At 71.9% G+C, this 22,415-nt stretch carries 25 protein-coding genes; 2 read left to right on the forward strand and 23 right to left on the reverse strand.

Translation table 11 applies throughout. The features are described from left to right. Positions 1-39: 39 nt before the first annotated feature. The 4 genes from ELY19_RS22220 to ELY19_RS22235 are packed head-to-tail and all read right to left on the reverse strand — an operon-like array spanning position 40 to position 3,914. On the reverse strand, positions 40-1,326 hold the full coding sequence (locus ELY19_RS22220) for an MFS transporter (protein ID WP_126198428.1): 1,287 nt from the start codon (positions 1,324-1,326) through the stop codon (positions 40-42). Then, complete coding sequence (locus tag ELY19_RS22225; protein ID WP_126198429.1) at positions 1,319-2,005, reverse strand: methionine ABC transporter permease; 687 nt, start codon at positions 2,003-2,005, stop codon at positions 1,319-1,321. Before ELY19_RS22225 ends, ELY19_RS22220 begins: the two co-directional genes overlap by 8 nt. Then, complete coding sequence (locus tag ELY19_RS22230; protein ID WP_126198430.1) at positions 2,002-3,048, reverse strand: methionine ABC transporter ATP-binding protein; 1,047 nt, start codon at positions 3,046-3,048, stop codon at positions 2,002-2,004. Before ELY19_RS22230 ends, ELY19_RS22225 begins: the two co-directional genes overlap by 4 nt. Beyond that, positions 3,045-3,914, reverse strand: a complete 870-nt coding sequence (locus ELY19_RS22235) for a MetQ/NlpA family ABC transporter substrate-binding protein (RefSeq protein ID WP_227967245.1) — start codon at positions 3,912-3,914, stop codon at positions 3,045-3,047. The genes ELY19_RS22230 and ELY19_RS22235 overlap by 4 nt, the downstream gene beginning before the upstream one ends. Before the next feature lie 285 nt (positions 3,915-4,199). Between ELY19_RS22235 and ELY19_RS22240 the strand changes: the two genes are divergently transcribed. Beyond that, complete coding sequence (locus tag ELY19_RS22240; RefSeq protein WP_126198432.1) at positions 4,200-4,751, forward strand: YdeI/OmpD-associated family protein; 552 nt, start codon at positions 4,200-4,202, stop codon at positions 4,749-4,751. A gap of 66 nt (positions 4,752-4,817) precedes the next feature. Here ELY19_RS22240 and ELY19_RS24065 read toward each other — a convergent pair whose 3' ends face one another. From ELY19_RS24065 to rpsP, 19 genes are all read right to left on the reverse strand, one after another. Continuing rightward, a complete protein-coding gene (locus ELY19_RS24065) occupies positions 4,818-6,050 on the reverse strand; it encodes a mechanosensitive ion channel family protein (protein WP_126198433.1) in 1,233 nt (410 codons plus the stop codon). Between the two features lie 242 nt (positions 6,051-6,292). After that, positions 6,293-7,507 carry a DNA-processing protein DprA gene (gene dprA / locus ELY19_RS22250; RefSeq protein WP_126198434.1) on the reverse strand — a complete coding sequence of 405 codons (1,215 nt, stop codon included), beginning with the start codon at positions 7,505-7,507 and terminating at the stop codon, positions 6,293-6,295. Positions 7,508-7,509: 2 nt separating this feature from the next. Then, a complete protein-coding gene (locus ELY19_RS22255; RefSeq protein WP_126198435.1) occupies positions 7,510-9,024 on the reverse strand; it encodes a YifB family Mg chelatase-like AAA ATPase in 1,515 nt (504 codons plus the stop codon). Beyond that, positions 9,024-9,392 carry a YraN family protein gene (locus tag ELY19_RS22260; RefSeq protein WP_126198436.1) on the reverse strand — a complete coding sequence of 123 codons (369 nt, stop codon included), beginning with the start codon at positions 9,390-9,392 and terminating at the stop codon, positions 9,024-9,026. The genes ELY19_RS22255 and ELY19_RS22260 overlap by 1 nt, the downstream gene beginning before the upstream one ends. A gap of 260 nt (positions 9,393-9,652) precedes the next feature. After that, positions 9,653-9,958 (reverse strand): DUF2469 domain-containing protein, encoded by a 306-nt coding sequence (locus ELY19_RS22265; RefSeq protein WP_040768524.1) that lies wholly within the window; start codon positions 9,956-9,958, stop codon positions 9,653-9,655. 43 nt (positions 9,959-10,001) lie between these two features. After that, positions 10,002-10,685: a ribonuclease HII gene (locus ELY19_RS22270; RefSeq protein ID WP_126198437.1), complete on the reverse strand. Its 684-nt coding sequence runs from the start codon at positions 10,683-10,685 to the stop codon at positions 10,002-10,004. Between the two features lie 6 nt (positions 10,686-10,691). Further along, positions 10,692-11,600, reverse strand: coding sequence for a signal peptidase I (gene lepB / locus ELY19_RS22275; RefSeq protein WP_126198438.1), 909 nt, complete (start codon positions 11,598-11,600; stop codon positions 10,692-10,694). A gap of 63 nt (positions 11,601-11,663) precedes the next feature. Further along, positions 11,664-12,005, reverse strand: coding sequence for a 50S ribosomal protein L19 (gene rplS / locus ELY19_RS22280; protein WP_019203499.1), 342 nt, complete (start codon positions 12,003-12,005; stop codon positions 11,664-11,666). Between the two features lie 61 nt (positions 12,006-12,066). Further along, positions 12,067-13,044 (reverse strand): hypothetical protein, encoded by a 978-nt coding sequence (locus ELY19_RS22285; RefSeq protein ID WP_126198439.1) that lies wholly within the window; start codon positions 13,042-13,044, stop codon positions 12,067-12,069. A gap of 186 nt (positions 13,045-13,230) precedes the next feature. After that, positions 13,231-15,648: a Tex family protein gene (locus ELY19_RS22290; protein ID WP_126198440.1), complete on the reverse strand. Its 2,418-nt coding sequence runs from the start codon at positions 15,646-15,648 to the stop codon at positions 13,231-13,233. Between the two features lie 9 nt (positions 15,649-15,657). Then, positions 15,658-16,077 carry a hypothetical protein gene (locus tag ELY19_RS22295; RefSeq protein ID WP_126198441.1) on the reverse strand — a complete coding sequence of 140 codons (420 nt, stop codon included), beginning with the start codon at positions 16,075-16,077 and terminating at the stop codon, positions 15,658-15,660. After that, positions 16,061-16,945: a hypothetical protein gene (locus ELY19_RS22300; protein WP_126198442.1), complete on the reverse strand. Its 885-nt coding sequence runs from the start codon at positions 16,943-16,945 to the stop codon at positions 16,061-16,063. The genes ELY19_RS22295 and ELY19_RS22300 overlap by 17 nt, the downstream gene beginning before the upstream one ends. After that, a complete protein-coding gene (locus tag ELY19_RS22305; protein ID WP_126198443.1) occupies positions 16,942-17,220 on the reverse strand; it encodes a hypothetical protein in 279 nt (92 codons plus the stop codon). The genes ELY19_RS22300 and ELY19_RS22305 overlap by 4 nt, the downstream gene beginning before the upstream one ends. Then, positions 17,217-17,519 (reverse strand): YbaB/EbfC family nucleoid-associated protein, encoded by a 303-nt coding sequence (locus ELY19_RS22310; protein ID WP_164711681.1) that lies wholly within the window; start codon positions 17,517-17,519, stop codon positions 17,217-17,219. The genes ELY19_RS22305 and ELY19_RS22310 overlap by 4 nt, the downstream gene beginning before the upstream one ends. 87 nt (positions 17,520-17,606) lie before the next feature. Next, positions 17,607-18,656: a sensor histidine kinase gene (locus ELY19_RS24030; protein ID WP_126198445.1), complete on the reverse strand. Its 1,050-nt coding sequence runs from the start codon at positions 18,654-18,656 to the stop codon at positions 17,607-17,609. Positions 18,657-18,800: 144 nt separating this feature from the next. Then, entirely contained in the window at positions 18,801-19,502 is a 702-nt protein-coding gene (trmD, locus tag ELY19_RS22320; RefSeq protein ID WP_126198446.1) for a tRNA (guanosine(37)-N1)-methyltransferase TrmD, read from the reverse strand. A gap of 7 nt (positions 19,503-19,509) precedes the next feature. Continuing rightward, a complete protein-coding gene (rimM, locus tag ELY19_RS22325) occupies positions 19,510-20,031 on the reverse strand; it encodes a ribosome maturation factor RimM (protein ID WP_126198447.1) in 522 nt (173 codons plus the stop codon). Positions 20,032-20,035: 4 nt separating this feature from the next. Continuing rightward, positions 20,036-20,284, reverse strand: a complete 249-nt coding sequence (locus tag ELY19_RS22330; RefSeq protein WP_013126270.1) for an RNA-binding protein — start codon at positions 20,282-20,284, stop codon at positions 20,036-20,038. Continuing rightward, the gene (gene rpsP, locus ELY19_RS22335) at positions 20,285-20,740 is read right to left on the reverse strand and encodes a 30S ribosomal protein S16 (protein ID WP_126198448.1); all 456 of its coding nucleotides are present in this window, start codon (positions 20,738-20,740) and stop codon (positions 20,285-20,287) included. Positions 20,741-20,977: 237 nt separating this feature from the next. Between rpsP and gad the strand changes: the two genes are divergently transcribed. Further along, positions 20,978-22,360 (forward strand): glutamate decarboxylase, encoded by a 1,383-nt coding sequence (gene gad, locus ELY19_RS22340; RefSeq protein ID WP_126198449.1) that lies wholly within the window; start codon positions 20,978-20,980, stop codon positions 22,358-22,360. Positions 22,361-22,415: the final 55 nt, after the last annotated feature.

A 22,415-nucleotide genomic window follows, 5' to 3' on the forward strand; every position in this document is an offset into this window, starting at 1 on the left:
GACCGGAAAGCCGCAGGTCGCGAGGAACAGAAACGGTGTTCAATCCGGAAGCGGGGTGTGCGCGGTCTCGCGGCAGCGGAGGACCACCGGCAGCGCGACGAGGTGCAGCACCACCAGGTAGATCGGGAACGCGAGGTCGAGGCCGCGCTCGTGCAGCGCGGTGCCGATCGCGGGGATGGTCCCACCGAAGGTCGCGGTCGCGAGGGCGAAGGCCGAACCGGTGGCGAGTACGCGGATCCGTGCCGGGAACATCTCGGCGAGGGCGGTGCCGAGGCTCGCCATCATGAGGGCGGTGATCCCCATGCCGGCGCACTGCACGGCGAGCACCGTGAGGAAGTCGTCGGAGAGGGCGAGGAACAGCGGGACCGTGGCCACGGCGCCGGTCACCAGGAAGGCGTACATCATCGGCTTGCGGCCGATGCGGTCCGAGAGCAGGCCCAGCGGGATCTGCACGAGCCCGTACCCGACGAAGGCGATCGCGGAGATGGTCACGGCGCTCTGCTTGTCCAGGCCCTCGGTGAGGATCGCCCAGGTGGGCACGAACGTGCTCCAGGCGTAGAAGACCGCGGCGGTGGTCGAGGCGAGCACGAAGGCGCGCGCGACGTCGGCGCGGTGATCGCGGAGGAGCTCGCGGTACGGGTTCGCCGCCACGGGCGCCCCGCCGGTGGGCAGGGTCTCCGCGGCGCTGCGGCGGATCCACCAGGCGACGACCGCCAGGACCGCGCCGGCGAGGAACGGGACGCGCCAGGCCCAGTCGGCCATCGCGTCCGCGCCCACGGCCCCCACCAGCACCGTGATCGCCAGGAGGCACAGCACCTTGCCGAGGCTGGAGCCCACGTTGACGATGCTCCCGTACGCGCCCCGACGGTCCGCCGGCGCCGATTCGACGAGGAAGGCCGTCGCGGTGGACAGCTCGCCGCCGGTCGACAGCCCCTGGATCAGCCGCGCGACCACCAGGATCACCGGGGCGAGGACGCCCACCTGCGCGTACGTCGGCGCGACGCCGATGAGAAGGCTGCCGAGCCCCATCATCGCCACGCCGACGGCGAGCGTCGGGCGACGCCCGTACCGGTCGGCCATCCGGCCCATGAGCACGCCGCCGACCGGCCGGGCGAGGAAGCCGACGGCGAACACCGTGAACGTCGCGAGCAGCGGTACCACCGACTCGGCGTCGCCCGGGAAGAACTGGCGCGAGAAGTAGATCGCGAGGAAGGAGTAGGCACTCCAGTCGAAGTACTCGACGAGGTGCCCCACCGACCCGGTGAGGATCTGGGTGCGCCGGTCCGGTCCCGTCGCGGGCGACGCGGCCGTGCCGGTCTCAGTCACGGTGCTGCAACCGGCGGCTGAGCCAGTTGCCGAAGAACTGCGCGATCTGCACCACGATGATCAGCACGACGATCACGACCAGCGTCAGCTGCCAGTTGTTCTGCTGGTAGCCGTACTGGCGGGCGAAGTCGCCCAGGCCGCCGCCGCCGACGTAGCCGGCCATGGCCGACATGTCGACGACCGCGACGAACATGAACGTGTAGCCGAGCGTCAGGGGCGCGAGGCCCTCCGGGATCACGACGGTGGCGAGTGTGCGGACCTTGCTCGCCCCCATCGACCGCGCCGCCTCGACCACGCCGGGATCGACCGTCACCAGGTTCTGCTCGACGACGCGACCGATCACGAAGGTCGCCATCACCGTCATCGCGAAGGCCGCCGCCTCCACCCCGATCCGGGTGCCGATCACCTCCTTGGTGATCGGTGCGATCGCCGTGATGAAGATGATGAACGGGATGGGCCGGATGATGTTGACCAGCACGTTGAGCACGGAGAACACTGCCCGGTTCGCGAGCAGGTTGCCCGGCCGGGTGGCGTAGAGCAGGGTGCCGTAGACGAGCCCGAGCAGCCCGCCGACGATCATCGTGATGCCCACGAGGCGGACCGTCTCGCCGATCGCGTCGACGAAGACGTCCTGGGTGCCGGGCGGGAAGACGTCGTCCAGGAAGGTCGGGTGGGTCATCGGGCGATCTCCTCGCCGGTCTGCGGGTCCTTGACGTGCGCGAGGGATCCGAGTTGGGCGACCGCCGCCGCGACCGCGGCCGCATCGCCCGTCACCGAGTAGGTCAGCGAGCCGAACGGCCGGCCGCCGACCTCGGCGACGCCGCCGTACAGGACGCGGGCGCCGGTGCCGTGCGCGGCGAAGACCTCCGCCGCGTCGAGGGCGTCGGGCTCGTCCCGCACGTCGACGGTGACGACGGTGCCGGGCCGGGCCGTGTGCAGGCGCTGCAGGGTCTCCGGGGTGACGTCGTCGCCGACGGCCGCGTGGATGAGCGACGTGGTCGCGGGTGAGGTGGGTGCGGCGAAGACGTCGTACACCGGCCCGTAGTCGACGAGCTTGCCGTGGTCGAGGACCGCGACCGTGTCGCAGATCCGCCGGATGACGTCCATCTCGTGGGTGATGACGACGATCGTCGTCCCGAACTCGCGGTTGACCCGCAGCAGCAGGTCGAGGACCTCGCTGGTGGTGCCCGGGTCGAGGGCGCTGGTGGCCTCGTCGGCGAGCAGGATCTTCGGGTTCCGGGCCAGCGCGCGGGCGATGCCGACGCGTTGACTCTGGCCGCCGGACAGCTTGTTCGGGTACTGCTTCGCCTTGTCGCCGATGCCGACGAAGTCGAGCAGTTCCGCGACGCGCGCCCGGCGCTCGTCCTTCGACATGTCGCGGAGGGTGAGCGGGTACCCGACGTTCCCGGCCACGGTCCGCGAGTTCATGAGGTTGAACCGCTGGAAGATCATTCCCACCTGGGCGCGCAGCTTCTGGAGGTCCCGTTCGCCCAGGGTGCCGACCACGGTGTCGAGCACGCGCACCTCGCCGGAGGTGGTCGACTCGAGGCCGTTGATGGTGCGGATCAGTGTGGACTTGCCGGCGCCGGACTGGCCGATCACGCCGGTGATGGACCCTTCTTCGATCGCGAAGCTGACGCCGTCGAGCGCCTTGGTCGTGCCGAAGTCCCGGGTGGCGTCGCGGAACTCGATCGCCACCCGGGTGTCGGTCGCGCTACTCACTTGCCGTGTGCCTTGACCTGCTCCTGCAGCTTCACCGTGATCTGCTGCAGTTCGTTCGCGGGCTTCTGGATGAGGATGAAGGTGTCGCCCTTGTCCTTGCGCAGCGCCTCGACGACCTTCTGGTCCTGGTACAGCTTCGCCAGCTGCAGGTACTTCGGGTTGTCCTTGTCGGCCTCGCGGACGACGAAGGCGTTGATGTACGGCTCGGACGCGGGGTTGGCCGGGTCGTCCTTCGCGATGATGAGGTCCTTGCCGAGCTTGGCGTTCTCGGCGGGGTCGTTGTTGACGACGGCACCGTCGACGCTGTCGAGGCTCAGCGCGGTCTGGTTGGCGTCCACGGTCTTCACCGTGACCTTCGACGCGGCGGTGTCGATGTCGGCCGGCGTGACGAACGGGTTCTGCTCGACCTTGAACTTCACCAGGCCGGCCGAGTACAGCACGAGCAGCGCGCGGGAGAGGTTGGTCGGGTCGTCGGGGACGACGATGGTGCCGCCCTGCGGGATGTCGGCGACCGACTTGTGCTTCTTCGAGTACAGCGGCAGCGGGTAGATCGCGGTCGCGCCGATCGGCACCAGCTTGGTGTTGTTCTTGGCGTTGTAGTCGGCCAGGTACAGCAGGTGCTGGTACTCGTTGATGTTCAGGTCGCCGTCGTTGAGCGCGGCGTTGGGCTGCTTGTAGTCGCTGAAGTTCTTCAGCTCCACGTCGATGCCCTGGTCCTTCGCGAGGCCCTTGTAGACCTCCCAGAACGCCTGGGCACCGTCGGTCACGCCGATGGTGACGGCGTCACTGCTCGAGCTCGAGCCGCACGCGGCGACACCCGAGGCGAGGGCGATGGGCACGACCAGGGCGAGCGCGTAACGCTTCATCTTCACGGCTATTGTTCTCCAACTCGACGGGACCGGGGATCTCCCAGCTGCGTGAACGATACCTACTGGTTAGTACATCGGTGGGACGAGTGCCGGGTTCCGGCAGGCGCCCGCTTCCGTGACCAGGTTCGACGGTCCGCCAGTGGTTTCGCTCATGAGTGCACCGAATCATCGCGGGCCGCCGGAACCCGGTCCACGACATCGGTCACGAATCGAGAAGCCCGTTCGCTCCGCCGCTCGTACTGTCGATGACGAACCACCGAGGATCACCGCGAGGAGAGCACCATGACCGCCCGCAGCGCCGCCCCCGTCCGCTTCACCGCCACCGTCGAACAGCTCGGCGCACGCATCCTCGTCCGCCTGCCGGCCGACGCGAGCGCCGCACTCCCGTCGCGCGGACAGGTCGCGGTGGCGGGGACGCTCGCCGGCGCGGACTTCCGCACCGTCGTCGAGCCCGACGGGCGCAAGGGGCACTGGATCGCGCTGGACGACGCCCCGGTGGAAGCCGGCGACGAGGTTTCGATGGAACTCGTCCCCGTCACGGAGTGGCCGGAGCCGACGGTGCCCGACGACCTGCGGTCCGCCCTCGACGACGCACCCGACACCGCCGACGTGTGGGCGGACATCACGCCGATGGCGCGATGGGAGTGGGTGCGCTGGATCGGTGCCACGAAGAACCCCGCGACCCGGGCCAAGCGCGTGGACGTCACCATCTCGAAGATGCGCTCCGGCAAGCGCCGCCCGTGCTGCTTCGACCTCGCGTCCTGCACCGATCCGGAGCTGATGAAGAGCGGGAAACTGATCGATGCCGAGGAAGCGGCGCCCCGCCCGGCGTAGCTCCCTGGAGATGCCGCACCGGCCGGTCCGCGGCGTGCGCGGGCCGGCCGGTGGCATCGGTTCGGTTCAGTTCTGCGGCGGCTGCTGCCCGCCCGGGCGACCCGGGTCCTGCGGGTCCGTACCGGGCCAGCGTTCGGGGTCGGGACCGGGCTGCCAGCCCTGCTGCCACCCCTGCGGCTCGGCGCCGGGATGCCCGGCGTGCTGCCCCGGCTGCGCGGCGTCTCCCTGCTGCCGGGACGGAGCCTCGGGCGCGGGCCGGTGCCAGGGGTCGGCCGCGGGCTGCCAGCCCTGCGGGTGGCTCGGGGCGCTGTGCTGCGGCGCGCGGCCTCCGTACTGGTGCTGGCCGGGCTGATGCTGCCCCGCCGGCTGCGCGGGCAGCCCGACGGTCGGCGGCTGCCCTCCCTGGGCGGCGAACTGCTGCCCGGTGCCCGGCGCCGCCTGCGGCACGGCCTGGGTGTGCTGCGCCGACAGGGGTGCCTGCGGCGGGAGCGGCGGCTGGTAGCCCGAGGCCTGCGCCGCCCCCTGGGCGGGAGCCTGCGCCGACTGCTGCTCCGCCGCGGCCGGACGCTGCGCCTGGCCGTGCCGGGCGGTCTCCTTCGCGGCTGCTTCACGCTCGGCGCGACGCGCGGGGATCTCGGCCTCCACCTTGCTCAACCAGCCGTCCCAGCGCTGCTGCATGGGCTTGACCAGCCCGCCGCCGACGCCCACGACGACCACGCCGCCGATCGTCGCGAGCACGGCCACGAGGACCGGCGTGGTCACGGTCGTGGCGACACCGATCTGATTGAGGGCGGCGATGATGCCCGCACCCCAGATGAACAGCGAGGCGATGGTCGCGAGCAGCGGACCGTACGAGGCGCTGCCGAGCGCTCCGCCGACGATGTCCTTCACGGCCTTCGCGATGGCGGCGGCGATCACGATGATGAGGATCGCGACGAACAACTTGGGCAGCCAGGCCACGAACCGCGAGAGCAGGTCACCGATCGGATTCGGGCCGAAGACGCCGATCGCGAGCTGCAGCGTGATGAGCAGGACCGCGTAGTAGACGACCTTGGCGAGCAGCGTCGACGCGTCGTAGTCGCTCTTGGCGAGCACGCCCTGCAGGCCGCTGCGCTCCGCCAGCCGGTCGAAACCGACCTTGGACAGGATCTTCGCGATCACCTTGGAGAGGATCTTCGCGACGATCCAGCCGATGACGAGGATGACCAGGAAGGCGGCCAGTTTGGGGACGAAGGTCGCGACGGAGCTCCACGCGTCGGAGAGCCCCGCCCCGTAGTCGATGGCGAGTTGGGAGGTCATGGGGTTCACCTCTCGATCAGCGATACCCGAGCACGCCGAACGCGCGGAGGGCATCCACGGGAAGGACTTGGGGACCACGCCGGTTACTGGACACCGCCACCCTGGGGCCAACCCTAAGCACTCCGTGCGCGGTTCTCTCGTCAACACCCCCAAGTCCTGCGACAACCGATCGCATTTCTGGCATTTCACCCGAAACGGCGCGTGATCCGTTGAGGCTGTTGCAAATTCCTGGACCGCGGAGTTCACCGGATCTTCGGCCCGGCGGGTCCGGTCATCGGCCCGGCGGGTCCGGTCGTGGGCCCGGCCGATCCGCCGTCCAGGCGCCAGAGCGCACCGTCGCGCCGCACGAGGCCCTTCAACTCGAGCAGGGCGAGCTGCCCCATCACCGCCCGCGCCGGGAGGCCCGCGACGACCGCGATCTCCGACACGGGGAGCCCCGACTTCGCCGGGAGCGCGCCGTGCACCCGCAGTGCCGGTCCGTCGAGGCCGTCGGTGGGACGCGCGGGCACCTCGAGCTCGCCTGCGAGCTCACCGATCCGCCCCACCTCCTCGATCACCTCGGCGGGCCGGGTGACCAGGACGGCACCCGCACGGATCAGCTGATGGCAGGTCACCGACGTCGCCGCGGTGACCGGACCGGGGACCGCGCACACGGGTACGCCGCGACGCCGCGCCCAGGTGGCGGTGTTCTTCGTGCCCGATCGGAACCCGGCCTCCACCACCACGACGCCGCCCGTCGCGGTTCCCACGATCCGGTTGCGGTTGAGGAACCGGTGTCGCGCGGGCACGCCGCCCGGCGGGTACTCGGAGACCACCAGACCCGTCTCGGCGATCCTCCGGAACAGGCCGGCGTGCCCGGCGGGGTAGGGCCGGTCCAGGCCGCCCGCGACGAACGCGATCGTCGGACCGTCGGCGGCGAGTGCGCCGCGATGGGCCACACCGTCGATCCCGTACGCGCCTCCGGAGACGATCGTGAAACCCTCCGCCGCGAGTTCCCCGGCGAAGTCATCGGTCACCCGTTCGCCGTAGCTCGACGGTGCGCGAGTCCCCACCATCGCCACGGACCGTTCGAGCAGCTCGTCGAGCCGCCCGCTTCCCACCGCCCACAAGGCGACCGGTCGCAGCTCGCGCACCTCGTCGTCGTGCTCGGTGTCCTCCGACGGCAGGCGCCCGGCGAGCCGCCCCAGGGCCTGCTCGGGCCACTCCTCGTCGTCCGGGGTGACGAGCCTGCCGCCGAGGTGCTCGATATGGGCGAGGTCGGCCTCGGCGCGATCCTCCAGAGCCCGCCCGACGGTGCCGTCGGCGACGTCCTCGAAGCCGTCGGCGAACTCCTGCCGGCGCACCATCTCGGCCGCGGCCACCGGCCCGACCTCCTCAACGAGGGCGATGAGGGGGCCGCACGGCGGCTCCGCGACCCTGCTCAGGTAGGCCCACGCCCGCTTCACGTCGTCGGTCATCGTCACTCCTTGTCCCGGAACTGCAGGGCCTGCACCACTTCGTCCTCGCCCGGCTTGTCGAGACCGAGCAGATCCGCGAGGGTCCACGACAGGCGCAGGCAACGATCGGCGCCACGCGCCGTGATCGTCCCGGCCCGCAGGTACAGCTCCAGCGGGCGCAGTGCTGTCGCCGAGAGCCGGAACCGGCGGCGCAGCACCACGCCGGGTACCTCGGAGTTCGTCACCCACCCCTCGGCGCCCCAGCGGGCGGCCGCGGCATCACGCGCGGCCCGTACCCGGGCGCGGACCGTCGCGCTGGATTCCTCCGCCACCCCGTCCTCGTGCAGCGCACCGGTCCCCGGCGGCTCCATCCGCACCCACAGGTCCACGCGATCCAGCAGTGGCCCCGAGAGGCGGCCCAGGTAGCGGCGACGAACCGTCGCCGTGCAGGTGCAGTCCTGGTTCCGCGCCGGCGCGCACGGGCACGGGTTCGCGGCCATGACGAGAAGGAACCGCGACGGATACTTGACCACGCCGTCGCGCCGCGCGAGCCGGATCTGCCCCTCCTCCAACGGCGTCCGAAGAGCCTCGAGGGAGCGCGGCCCCATCTCGGCGCACTCGTCCAGGAACAGCACGCCGCGGTGTGCGAGGGAGACCGCACCGGGACGGGCGAGGCCGCTGCCGCCACCGACGAGGGCGCTCACGGACGAGGTCTGGTGCGGCGCGACGAAGGGCGGCACGGTGATGAGCGGCCGATCGGCCCGCAGGTTCCCGGCGATCGAGTGGATCGCGCTCACTTCCAGGGCCTCGCGCCGCCCCAACGCCGGCATGATGCCGGGCAGCCGCGACGCCAGCATCGTCTTCCCTATGCCCGGCGGACCCGTCATCATGATGTGGTGCGCCCCGGCGGCGGCGACCTCCAGGGCGTACTTCGCTTCGGGCTGTCCCACCACGTCCGCGAGATCCGCCACAGCGGGATCGCACTCCTCGGCGACGAGCGGCCCCGGCTCGGCCAGGCTCCCCTCCCCCGCGAGCCACGCCACAACGTCGGCCAGGTGCGCGGCGCCGAGCACCTCGATGCCGTCCACCAGACCCGCCTCGTCGATGTTGGCGAGCGGCACCACGGCGCGCACGAAGCCGGACTCCTTGGCGGCGAGCACCGCCGGTAGCACGCCGCGCACGCCCCGGACCCGCCCGTCGAGTGCGAGCTCGCCGAGCAGGACGGCACCGTCGATCCTGCCGACGGGCACCCGCTCCGCGGCGAGGAGGATCGCCACCGCCAGCGGCAGGTCGTAGACCGAGCCCACCTTCGGCAGCGTGGCCGGCGACAGCGCCACGGTGACCCGGGTGTCGGGGAACCGGATCCCGATGTTGACGATGGCCGCCCGGATCCGGTCGCGGGACTCCTTGAGCACCGTGTCCGGCAGTCCCACGAGGTGCACCGCCGGGAGGCCCGGGCCGATGCAGCCCTCGATCTCGACCACCGCGCCGTCGACCCCCGTGATGGCGACCGAATGCACCTTGCTCAACGCGGACATCACGCCACCCCGGCGCGGTACTCGAGCGTGACGGGCCCGCCGGGCGGTGTGAAGACCGACGCCACATCGATCCGGACCTGCGCGAAGGCGCCCTCGGTCTCGGCCAGCCAGCGCGAGGTGAGGGCCCGTAGCTGGGCGACCTTGCGCGGCGTCACCGCATCGAAGCCCGTGCCGAAAGCGGTCCCGGAGCGCGTCTTCACCTCGACGATCGCCAGCATCCCGTCGGGCGCGCGGGCGATCACGTCCAACTCGCCGCGCAGGCCCCCGCCCGAGTACCGCCAGTTCCGCGCCAGCACCGTCCACCCGCGATCGGCCAGGAAGTCGCAGACCACGTCCTCACCCGCGCGCCCCGTCTCGTTGTTCCCCATGCGCCGATCGTGCCGCCGGCAAACCACGCGCACGGCCGGCGAGAGCGCTGCCTGTGGAGAAAAAACGTTATGTACGCAAAGCTGTGGATAACCCGCTCTCGGCGACGATCACTGTCGGCCGAACCGCTCCGCGATCGCCGCCACCTCGACGCGTCCGGCGCCCCCGCTGTGCGAGCCGGAACAGGCGGAACCGGAACAGGCGGAACCGGAACAGGCACCGTCCCCAACGGGGAACGGTGCCTGCAGCGGGATCGGTCAGCTCACTCCGGGAGCCGCAGCTCCGGCTTGTCGAGCTCCTCGATGTTGACGTCCTTGAACGTGACCACGCGCGCCTGCTTGAGGAAGCGCGCCGGCCGGTACATGTCCCACACCCAGGCGTCGGTCATCCGCACCTCGAAGTAGACCTCGCCGTCCGCGTTGCGCGGGATCAGATCGACCCCGTTGGCGAGGTAGAACCGGCGCTCCGTCTCCACCACGTACGTGAACTGGCTCAGCACGTCCTTGTACTCGCGGTACATGGAGAGCTCCATCGCGGTCTCGTACTTCTCGAGATCCTCAGCGCTCACGTCGTCCTCCTCACCTGGTGTCCACTGTCGTAACCGCTCCAGATTACCGCGCCGCCGCGGTCTTCTCCGACGACGCGGCCAGCGCGGCGCGCACGTTCTGATACCGCATCCGGTGCTGGCTGCTCGGCCCCAGCTCCCCCAGGGCCGCCATGTGCACCGCCGTCGAGTAGCCCTTGTGCACCGCGAAGCCGTACCCGGGGAAGTCGTCGTCCAGCTCCGTCATCACCCGGTCGCGCGTCACCTTCGCCAGCACGCTGGCCGCGGCGATGCACGACGCGGAGGCGTCACCCCCGATCACCGGCAGGGAGGGGATCCCCAGGCCGGGCACGGTGAAACCGTCGATGAGCACGTACCCCGGCCGGACCTGCAGCCCCGCGACGGCCCGCCGCATTCCCATGATGTTCGCGACGTGTACGCCGATCCGGTCGATCTCCGGCGCCGGGATCGACACGACGGACCAGCTCACGGCGAGTTCGAGGATCTTCGGGTACAGCTGCTCGCGGGCGTTCTCGGTGAGCTTCTTCGAGTCGTCCAGACGGGCCAGCGACGCGGGAATGCGCGCGGGCAGGATGCAGGCGGCCACGGTCATAGGGCCCGCGCAGGCGCCGCGCCCGGCCTCGTCGATGCCCGCGACCGGCCCGAGCCCCGCCCGGCCGAGCACCGCCTCCAGCGTGCTCAGCCCGGACGACGACCGCACCACCGGCCGCGGGGGCCATCGGTCGCGCATGCGCCCCTAGCCCTGCTGCGGGTTGATCGAATCCACCGTCTGCCAGCGGCTGAACGGGTAGATGACCGCGACGACCTTGCCGCGGATGTCCGCCTTGGGGATCGTGCCCTGCAATTCGTCACCGATGTGGAAGCGCGAGTCGCGCGACATGGTGCGGTTGTCGCCCATCGCGAAGACATTGCCGTCGGGCACGGTGATCGGCCCGAACGGCTTGCCCCAGCACCCGTCCTGCTCGGCCAGTTGCTTCGCGGCGGGGGCGAGGTACGGCTCGACCAGCTTCTTGCCGTTCACGGTCACGCCCGTCTCGGGACGGCACTGGATCGTCTGCCCGCCGATCGCGATCACGCGCTTGACGAGGTCGTTCTCGTTCGGCGGCTGCAGGCCGACGTAGGACAACGCCTCCTGGAGTCCGCGGATCACGGTGTTGCTCGAACGCACGGGCGTCACGGGGGCGAGACCCCAGGACTCCGTCGGCGCGCGGAAGACGACGACGTCGCCGGGCTTCGGATCGCCGGTGAAGTAGCTGATCTTCTGGGTGACGATCCGGTCCCCCGTGCAGCCCTCACACCCGATCAGCGTCGGTTCCATCGACTCGGACGGCACGTACCACTGACGGCCGACGAAGGTCTGCAGACAGAAGCTGAGCACCAGCGCCACCAGGACGATCGCGCCGATCTCGAGCGGCCAATTGGTCTTCTTGTCCTTCTTCGCCTTCGCGCGCTTCCCCGAGCGACCGTCCGCGGAGGCGTAGGCGCCGCTTCCCTCGCCCGACGGAGCCGGGTCGGGTGCGGCATGGCGGCCGCCCTTCCGGGCGGGCTCGGTGGGGGCATCGGCCCCGGAAATGCCGGGACCCCCGGCCGGCGACGCGGGGTCGCGGGGCTCGGGGGTCTCCGGGGAGTTCGTCTGCTCGGGCACGGGTTACACCCTACCGAGCAGGCGGAGCGGTCTCGTCCATGCGGACGGGGACCGGCGCTGGTGTCAGCGCTTCTCCTTGATCTTGGCGGCCTTACCGCGCAGGTCGCGCAGGTAGTACAGCTTCGCGCGACGCACGTCACCGCGGGTGAGGACGTCGATCTTGGCGATGTTCGGGGAGTGCACGGGGAAGGTGCGCTCCACACCGACGCCGAAGGACACCTTGCGCACGGTGAAGGTCTCGCGCACGCCGCCGCCCTGGCGGCGGATCACGACGCCCTTGAACACCTGGACGCGCTCCTTGCTGCCCTCGATGACCTTGACGTGCACGTCAAGGGTGTCGCCGGGGCGGAAGTCGGGCACATCGCTGCGCAGGGACTGCTGGTCAATGAAGTCGAGCGTGTTCATCGCTGGATCATCCGTTTCTTACATGTCTTCGCGAGCAGAGGACCCTGGCGGCCCGTCGCGGCTACTGCCGCGGGGGTTCGACCGGTTCGTACTCCTGTCCTGCCGGCCGCTCCGCAGCCGGATACACCCGGGAGGCACGCAGCCCGGGCAACCTGTTGATTGTGCCAGATCGCCGCCGGTTTTTCGAAATCGTCAGGCGCCGGGCCATCGACCGGGGCCGCCGTGGCGGCGCGGGCGCGGGCACGACGGTGCGGTCCAGCTCCTTCTCCGTGTCCTCCCGCAGGTTCGGTAGCAGGTCCGGGCGGCCGGCCATGAGGTCCTGCACCGCGATCTTGGCCCGGATCAACGGACGCCGCAGCCGCCGTTCGCGGCGCAGGGCGCGCAGCATCCGACGCGAGTCCCGCTCGTACCGCCAGCGGGCCCACGGCGCGCCGGGGCGGGACAACCGGATCGCGCCGATCAGCAGCAGGGGGAAGAAGAACAGCCCGATCAACCCGGTCCAGATCTTGCCCTTGAGCAGCACGATCGCTGCGGTACCGAGGCTGATCACGCCGAACCCGATCTGCGCCGCCCGCTCGGGCGAGTCCCGGAAACCCGCGAAATCCACCAGGTCGAGGGGGCGCAGGCCGAGGAGCAGCAGGCCGCTCATGGCGATCGCCACGAACACCGCGTCGACCGACGCGCGGCCCTCCTCCTGCCAGTACACGTCCCGCAGGTAGAGGATGAGCGCGAACTCGTCCAGGATCAGCGCCGCGCCCAGCCCGAAGACACCGGCGAGCACCGCGGCCGTCGTCTGCGTGGCCTTGTCGAAGTTCGCGATGAGGCCGATCGCCGAGCCCAGGCACAGCACCACTCCGAACACCATGTGGTGCAGGTGCAGGCCGCCGGGCTTGACGTTGCCGAACCACCACCGCACGTTGGCGCGGATCAGCCGCACGCTGATCCGGATCCCCATGAAGCCCACGATCAGCCCGACGCAGAACGAGAACAGCGGCAGCCGTCCCCCTCCGACGATGTCGTTCGCGAACCAGGTGGACATGGCTCCAACCTAGCCTCGCGCACCGTCGGCCCAGGTCGGAACGCCGCCGCCGATGCAGGCACCCGCGCATGCCGCGCGTCCGCGGAGGACTTCCCGCGCCGCGGCGCGCCGGTGCGCACGCCGCGCGTCCGCACAGTCGCGTGGTGTGCGCGGATCGCTCGCCGCGCACGCGCCGCGTGCGCGGGACTACTTCCCGAAGCCGGCCTTGCGCAGCGCGTCGGCCATCGAGCCCGACGGTGCCGCCTGTCCGCCGCGCGACGACCGGTTCTGGCCGCCGCGCGACCCCTGGCCGCGGTTCTGCCCCTGACCGCGCTGTCCGCCGGGCTGCCCGCCGCGCGCATCGCCCCGCGGGCCGCCGCGCTGGCCGCCGCCGCGCTGCGCTCCCCCGCCGCGCGCGCCGCGCTCCTTCGGGGCCGCGTCGTCGTTCAATCGCAGCGACAGGCCGATGCGCTGACGCTCGACGTCCACGTCGACCACCTTGACCTTGACGACCTGGCCGGACTTGACCACCTCGTGCGGATCGGAGACGTACCGGTCCGACATGGCCGAGACGTGCACCAGACCGTCCTGGTGCACGCCGACGTCGACGAAGGCTCCGAACGCGGCGACGTTGGTGACGACGCCCTCCAGCACCATGCCGGGCTGCAGGTCGGCGACCTTCTCCACGCCCGCGGCGAAGGTCGCCGTCGCGAAGGCGGGGCGCGGGTCGCGGCCGGGCTTCTCGAGCTCGGCGAGGATGTCGGTCACCGTCGGGACGCCGAACCGCTCGTCGGCGAGTTCGGCGGCGATGTCGGCGGGACGCAGCTTGGCGAGCGCGGGGCCGTTGCCGATGAGCTCGGTGAGGGTCAGTCCGGAACGGTCGAGGATCTTCCGCACCACGGGGTAGGCCTCGGGATGCACGCCCGAGGCGTCGAGCGGATCGTCGCCGCCGCGGATGCGGAGGAAGCCCGCGCACTGCTCGAACGCCTTGGGGCCGAGGCGCGGCACGTCCAGCAGAGCCTTGCGGTTGCGGAAGGCACCGGCGCCGTCCCGGTGCGCGACGATCGCGGCCGCGAGTCCCTCGCTGACGCCGGAGACCCGGGCGAGCAGCGGCGCCGAGGCGGTGTTGAGGTCGACGCCCACGGCGTTCACGGCGTCCTCGACGACGGCGTCGAGCGACTTCGCGAGGCTGGCCTGCGAGACGTCGTGCTGGTACTGGCCCACGCCGATCGACTTCGGGTCGATCTTCACCAGCTCGGCCAGCGGGTCCTGCAGGCGGCGGGCGATGGAGACGGCGCCGCGGAGGGAGACGTCCATGTCCGGCAGTTCCTGTGAGGCGTACTCCGAGGCGGAGTAGATCGAGGCGCCGGCCTCGCTGACGACGGCCTTCGCGGGGACCTTGCCGCCGGCCTTGCGGATCTCGGCGATCAGCTCGGTGGTCAGGGCGTCGGTCTCGCGCGAGGCGGTGCCGTTGCCGATGGCGACGAGTTCGACGTCGTGCCGGGCGATCAGCGCCGCGAGCAGCGCCTTGCTCTTGTCCCACTGGTTCTGCGGCTGGTGCGGGTAGATGATCAGCGTGTCGAGCACCTTGCCGGTGCCGTCCACGACGGCGGTCTTGACGCCGTTGCGGAAGCCCGGGTCGAGGCCCAGGGTCGGGCGGGTGCCGGCCGGCGCAGCGAGGAGCAGGTCCTTGAGGTTGGTCGCGAAGACCTGCACGGCGTCGTCCTCGGCGCGCTGCCGCAGCCGGGTCCGGGCGTCGACGGTGGCCGACACCATCAGCTTGGTGCGCCACGCCCACCGGGCGACGGTGCCGAGCCACTTGTCCGCCGGGCGCCCCTGGTTCGAGATGCCCAGTGTGGATGCGACCATCGCTTCGTAGTCGGCGTCCTCGCCACCGTCGAACTGCAGCGACAGAACCTCCTCCTTCTCGCCGCGCAGCACCGCCAGGACGCGGTGCGACGGCATCTGGTCGAGCGGCTCGGAGAACTCGAAGTAGTCGCGGAACTTCTGCGCCTTCTGCGGGTCGGCGCCCTCACGCAGTCCGGTGCGCAGGGTGGAGTCCGCCCAGAACTTCTCGCGGACGGTTCCCACCAGTTCGGCGTCCTCGGATGCCCGCTCGACGAGGATGTGCCGCGCGCCCTCGAGCGCCGCGGCCGCGTCGGCGACGTTCTCCCCGAGGTACTCGGCGGCCAGCTCCTCGGGTACCAGTGTCGGGTCCTCGAGCAGGCGATCGGCCAGCGGCTGCAGGCCGTTCTCGCGCGCGATCTGCGCCTTGGTGCGCCGCTTCACCTTGTACGGCAGGTAGATGTCCTCGACGCGCGCCTTGGTGTCGGCGGCGAGCAGCGCGGCGCGCAGCTCCGGCGTCAGCTTCCCCTGCTCCTCGATCGAGGCGATCACCGCGGCCCGGCGATCGTCGAGTTCCCGGAGGTAGCCGAGGCGCTCCTCCAGCTGCCGGAGCTGCGCGTCGTCGAGGCTGCCGGTGACCTCCTTGCGGTACCGGGCGATGAACGGCACCGTCGATCCCTCGTCGAGGAGCTGGATCGCTGCAGCCACCTGGTTCTCCCCCACCGAGAGCTCCTCGGCGATGCGGGCGGACACGGATTTCACAGGCGCGCTCGAATTCACCCGGCCACCCTACCGGCGGGCGCCGACGAGTTCGGCGATCACCGGCTCCGTGGCGCCGCAGACCATGACGGCCTCGTACGCGACGTCGGCCAATCCGCCGCCGCCGTCCCGGACGAGGAAGTGCAGCGCCGCCATCGCCCGCGCGGATTGGAAGCCGAGGACGTACCCGGTGTGGTCGCCGTCGCGGCGGCGGGCGTACGCCTGCCGGTCCAGGCCGTCGACCGCCGCGGCCAGACGCTCCGCCTCGCCGCGCCGCGAGCCGGGCGCGCGCCGCTCGTCGAGCAGTACCGCGCCGGCGGCGTCCAGCGCGGGGTCGGCGGCGCGGTCCAGCGCACCGGCGACCAGCGCGACGCCCGCGGCGTGGCGTTGATCGGCGGGTACCGCGGCCACGGCGTCGGCGAGGTCGGGGAGGCTAGCCGAGCGATGCATCGGCGTCCTCCCATCCCGCGGTCCACGCGTCGGGCGACCACGTCGGCGTGAATCCCTCGTGGCGCAGGTACTCGCACACGTCGGGAGGTGGCTCGAGGGCCCCGACCACCGGGCCGGGCGCGAATCCGTGTGCCGCGCAGAAGGTCGCGATGGACAGCTCGGGCCAGGCCTCGTTGCCGGCCGCGAGTTCGCCGTCGCGCAGGATCAGCCCGGGCCGCAGGTAGCCGTCGAGCTCGGTGGTGCCGATCAGGCGCCATGGTCTCCCGGCCTCGTCGCTCACCTCGGCGACCGCCATCCGCACCCAGTCCCGCGCGGGTCCGCTGACCGCCGCGCACACCTCTCGCAGGCGCAGATCGAGGTCGGCCGGCGCGGAGTGCGGCACCGCGTAGTGCGCCGCGTGGTGGGCGCCGCCGGTCCCGAAGGAGCGGCCGAGCATGCCCATCGCCGCGACCGGCGCGAAGGAGCCGATCGCTGCGCCGTGCCCGGCCGCGAGGTCGGCGGACCGCCGGCCGGCCTCCTCCGCGGCGTCCTCGGTCTCGGCGCGACCGCGCTCGTCCGCGAGGTCGGCGGCCTCCTCGGCCCCCGGGTCGCCGGGTGCGTTGCGGCCCCGTGCTTCGAGCCGGGCGAGGGCGGTGCGCGCGGCCACGTCGGTCATGCGGGCCCGGGTGTCGTCGACGAGCTGCGCGTACCCGGCGTGGAAGTCCGCGCGCGCGGCGTCCACCGCGGCCGCGGTGGTGAGCGCGCCCGCCGGCGGGGCGACCCCCAGAGCGGCCGCGATCCGGCGGGCCGCGTCGTGCGCCGCGAGGTACGCCTCGGCCGCCGGGGTGTAGGGCCCGGGCTCCTCGGGCCAGAACGCCGGCGCGGTCACCGGACGGCCTCGATGCGCTCCGCCGCGGCGCGGTCCGTTCCCGCGGCGCACCGGGCGTTCTCCCGGATGCGGGCGGCGAGCGCGCGGAGCTCCGCGACGGCCGCGGCGTGCCATTCCCGCGCGGCGTCGTCGGAGTGCTCGGGCACCGCGCCGAGGGCCCGCGCATAGCGGTCGTGCGGCAGCGGCAGGGGTTGCGGGGCGGGCAGGGCGTCCGCGAGGGCCTCGACGGTGCGTGCCTGCTGCTCCCAGGCATCGGGGTCGAGTTCGAAGATCATCGCGGCACCCGGCTCAGCTCGGCGCGCCGCTCGTAGTGCTCGCGCAGGGACGCGGCGGCCCGCGCAGCGAGCTCGGCGATCAAGGGGCCCAGTCGTTCCGGCGGGTGTGCGCGCGGCGCTCCCGGTGCGAGGTCCACGTCCACGACGTGCCCGCGCACATCGACGGTCACCGCGACGGTGCGGTCCTGCGACCTGGCGGTCACGCGGGCGGTGCGGAACTCCTCGTCGAGCCGAGCGAGCTCGGCCTCGCGACGTTCGACCTCCGCGAGCAGCGCCGCGGCACCACTGATCTCGGCCATGACTCCCCCGAATCCGCGGGCGCCCCCACGCCCGCTCGCCTCCATCATGCCGGGTGCGCCGCGTCCGCGGAGCGGGTTCCGCGGCAATCACCGCGCCGGCGGCGCGGCCTCCCACTCCGGCAGCGCACCCGCGAGCACGGCGGGCAGCTCCACCCGCAGCCGCGATCCGCCCCGCGGCGAGTCCTCGATCCGGACGGACCCTCCGTGTGCGCGCACGATCTCGTCGACGATGACGAGGGCGAGCCCCGTGCCGTCGCCCGGCGGGCGATCGGGGTCGGCGAAGGGGGTGAAGGCCCGTTCCCGCTCGGCGCTCGGGATGGGCGGCCCGTCGTCGTCCACACGGAGCACGACGGCGTCGTCGAACGTGGCGATCCGTAGCGCGACCGCCGTTTCCGCGTGCCGTGCGGCCTCGTCGACGAGGTACTGCATCAGGACGGTGAGGTGGGTGCGGGCCCCCAGGACCAGGGTCGCGAGGTCGCCCTCGACGGTGAAGCCGACCGAGCCCGGGACCCGGACGTCGGCCATCACCTCGAACCACGGGAGGATCTCGCGGCGCGGGCGTTCGCCCGCGCGGAGGCGGGCCAGGAGCAGCACGTCGGCGGCGGTCGCCTGCAACCGGTCCACGGCGACGAGCGCGCGCTGGACGGCGTGCGCCGGATCGGGCCCGCCGGGACGTGCCGCTGCCACCAGGTCGGCACGGACCCCGGCGAGCGGCCCGCGCAGGGCGTCCGCGGCATCGCCGACGAAGTCGAGGCGGCGCTCGGCGGCGCGCTGGCGTCCGTCGAGCGCGTCGTTGAGTGTGCGCGCGAGCCGCGAGATCTCGTCGTCGCCGCCGGGGTCGGTGACGCGGAGCCGCGGATCGCCGTCGATGAGCGAGCGGTACCGCTGCTCGAGCGCGCCGACCCGCCGGAGCACGCGGTCGGCGGCGATCCACGCGGTCGCCGCGGCGAGCAGGCAGGCGAGGAGCGCGGTCGCGAGGACGACGACCGCGGGCCGGGCCGTGGTCGAGTCCGTGAACCGGAGAGCCACCCACGCCGTGCAGGCGGCGGCCACGAACACCGCCGCCCCCGCGGAGACGGCCACGCGCGTCCGCACTGCCGCGGCGGGCGCCGGGTGCGGTTCCGGTGTCCGAGCCACTCGTCCTCCTCTCGGGCGCCGATCGCCTCGTCGTGGACGGTGCGATCACATCGGCACCGTTCCCCGGGTTGACCATACCGATCGACGATCCGGTCGCGGTGGTGATCGGCGCCGGGACAGGCGGCGTGGCGCGGAACCGCGCAGCTACTCGGCGCGCTCGGTGCGCAGCAGGTCGGGGCGGCGTTCCGCGGTCCGCGCGAGGGATTGCTCGCGGCGCCACTGCGCGACCCGGGCGTGGTCCCCCGAGAGCAGGACCGGCGGCACGGTCAGGTCCCGCCAGGTCTCGGGACGCGTGTACGACGGGCCCTCGAGAAGGCCCTCGGCGCCGTCGGAGAAGGAGTCGTCGTGGTGGCTGAGCCTGTTCCCCAGGACACCGGGGATGAGGCGCGCGAAGGCCTCGACCATCACGAGGACGGCGGCCTCGCCGCCGATCAGGACGTAGTCGCCGATCGACACCTCGGCCACCCGGACGCGGCGGGCGGCGTCGTCGAAGACACGCTGATCGATGCCCTCGTAGCGGCCGCAGGCGAACACGATGTGCTCCTCGCGCGCCCACTCGTGCGCCATGGACTGCGTGAACGGCACGCCGGCCGGGGTCGGCACGACCAGAAGGGCGTCGTCGGGGCAGACGTCGTCCAGCGCCGGCCCCCAGACGGTGGGCTTCATGACCATGCCCGGCCCGCCGCCGTAGGGCGAGTCGTCGACGGCCTTGTGCACGTCGTGGGTCCAGTCGCGCAGGTCGTGCACCCCGAACTCGAGGAGCCCCTTGTCGACGGCCTTGCCGAGCAGCGCCTGGTGCAGCGGCGCGAGGTACTCGGGGAAGATGGTGACGACGTCGATCCGCATGGCTCGCCTACTCCGGGTCCAGCAGGCCCTCGGGCGGATCGAGGACGACGAAGCCCCCGGCCACATCGACGGTGGGGACGATCGCGGCGACGAAGGGGACCAGGATCTCGCGACCGTCGGGCGCCTTCACCGACAGCAGTTCCCCGCCGGGCAGGTGCAGGACCTCGGCGATCGTGCCCACCTCCTGCCCGTCGATGGTGCGGACCGCGAGGCCCTCGAGTTCGTGGTCGTAGAACTCGTCGGGGTCGTCGCTCGGTTCGACGTCCGCCGAGTCGATGACGAAGAGCATGCCGCGCAACGCATCCGCGGCGGTGCGGTCGTTCACACCCGCCAGACGCACCAGCAGCCTCCCGGAATGGTCCCGGGAGGCTGCCACGGTGTACGTCTCGGTGCGCTTCTCGCGGGGGCGCCGTCCGGTGAGGACGGCGCCGTCCGCGAAGCGGAGCTCGGGTGAATCGGTGCGCACCTCCACGACGATCTCGCCGCGGATGCCGTGCGACTTGACGACACGGCCGATCACGAGCTCCATCGGGTCAGCGGACCCGATCGGTGTCGACGACGTCGATCCGGATGCCCTTGCCGCCGATGCCGGTGACGAGGGTGCGCAGGGCGGTGGCGGTCCGGCCGCTGCGGCCGATGACCTTGCCCAGGTCGTCCGGGTTCACGTGGACCTCGATCACCCGGCCGCGCCGGCCGGTGATGAGGTCGACGCGGACGTCGTCCGGGTTCGACACGATGCCGCGCACGAGGTGCTCGACGGCGTCGGCGACGACGGCGCTCATTTACTCGCCCTCGGCCGGAGCCTCGGCGGGAGCCTCCGCAGCCTCGGCGGGAGCCTCGTCGGCCTTCTTCTCCGCCTTCTTCTTGGGCGTGGTGGCGGCCGCGGCGGGCTCCTTGTCGGCCTCGGCCAGGGCGGCGTTGAAGAGGTCCAGCTTGGACGGCTTCTCGGCGGCGGTCTTCAGGGTGCCCTCGGCGCCGGGGAGGCCCTTGAACTTCTGCCAGTCACCGGTGATCTTCAGGAGAGCGAGAACGGGCTCGGTCGGCTGCGCGCCGACGCCGAGCCAGTACTGCACGCGCTCGGAGTCGATCTGGATGAGCGACGGCTCCTCCTTGGGGTGGTACTTGCCGATCGACTCGATCGCGCGGCCGTTGCGGCGGGTGCGCGAGTCGGCGATGACGACCCGGTACTGCGGGTTGCGGATCTTGCCGAGCCGCGTGAGCTTGATCTTGACAGCCATGTGCCGTTGGTTCCTTCGTTCGTAGTCACGTGTGCAATTCAGCGATGCGTCAGGATGAACGCACCCGGTTTTGCCGTCTGGTTGCGTGACCGCCGGGCGGTATCTCAGCCGCTGCCGGTCAGCAGCGATCCATTCTGCCACGTCGCACGGGCGGCACGAAATCGCGTGACGGCGACTTCGCGGCGGCGGCCGGCCGCTCGACCTGCCGCACCCCGCGCGCGGCGGTAGCGTTCGGCCATGGGCATGAATCCGCTCGACGACGACGCCGTCCTCATCCCCGCCTACGCCGGCCGGCTGGGCACCGATCCTCTCCCCCGCGCCCGGTTGGCGGACGGAGAGACCACTCCGTCGGAGGCGTACCGCTTCATCCACGACGAGTTGATGCTCGACGGCCAATCGCGAATGAATCTGGCGACGTTCGTGACCACCTGGATGGAGCCGCAGGGCCAGGCGCTGATGTCCGAGTCCTTCGACAAGAACGCCATCGACCACGACGAGTACCCGGCGACGTCCGCGATCGACGCACGGACCGTGGCGATCGTGGCCGATCTCTTCCACGCCCCGGGCCTGGACCCCGCCGACCCGGCCTCCGCGACCGGCACCTCGACGATCGGCTCCTCGGAGGCGGTCATGCTGGCCGGCCTCGCACTCAAGTGGCGCTGGCGGAAGGCGCGCGAGGCGCGGGGCCTGGACGCGTCCCGGCCGAAACTGGTGCTGGGGTCGAACGTCCAGGTCGTGTGGGAGAAGTTCTGCCGGTACTTCGAGGTGGACCCCGTGTATCTCCCGATCGAGCCCGGGCGCTACGTGATCACGCCCGAGCAGGTGCGGGCGGCCGTCGACGAGAACACGATCGGCGCGGTCACGATCCTCGGCACCACGTTCACCGGCGAGTACGAGGACGTGGCGGGCGTCTGCGCGGCGCTCGACGACCTCGCCGCGCAGGGCGGGCCGGACGTGCCGGTCCACGTCGACGCGGCGAGCGGCGGCTTCGTCGCGCCCTTCCTCGACCCCGATCTGGTCTGGGACTTCCGGCTGCCGCGGGTCGCGTCGATCAACGCCTCGGGCCACAAGTTCGGCCTCACCTACCCCGGCATCGGGTTCGTGGTCTTCCGCGACCGGGCGGCGCTCGACGACGATCTGGTCTTCCGGGTGAACTACCTCGGCGGCGACATGCCGACCTTCACCCTCAACTTCTCCCGGCCCGGCGCACAGATCATCGGCCAGTACTACAACTTCATCCGCCTGGGCCGCGACGGCTACACCAGGATCATGCGCGCCCTGCGCGGCACCGCGACCTGGCTGGCCGGGCGACTCGCCGCCCTGCCGCACCTGCACGTGGTCACGGACGGTTCGGCGCTGCCGGTGGTGACACTCACGGTCGACGACGGCGCGCCCTTCACCGCGTTCGACGTCTCCCATGAACTGCGCGCCCACGGCTGGCAGGTACCGGCGTACACGATGCCCGCCGACGCGGAGAACGTCACGGTGTTGCGCATCGTGGTGCGGGAGGGCTTCTCGGGCGATCTGGCGGGCAAGCTGCGCGACGACCTCGCCGCCGTGCTCGACCGGCTGTCCCGGTCCGACGGTCCGCGCGAGCGGCGCACCGTCTTCCACTACTGACCGGCGCGGGCTTCCACTACTGACCGGCGCGGGCCACCACGGCGGCGACTGTCGC

Origin of the sequence: Tsukamurella paurometabola, assembly GCF_900631615.1 — a bacterium.
GTDB lineage: Bacteria > Actinomycetota > Actinomycetes > Mycobacteriales > Mycobacteriaceae > Tsukamurella > Tsukamurella paurometabola_A.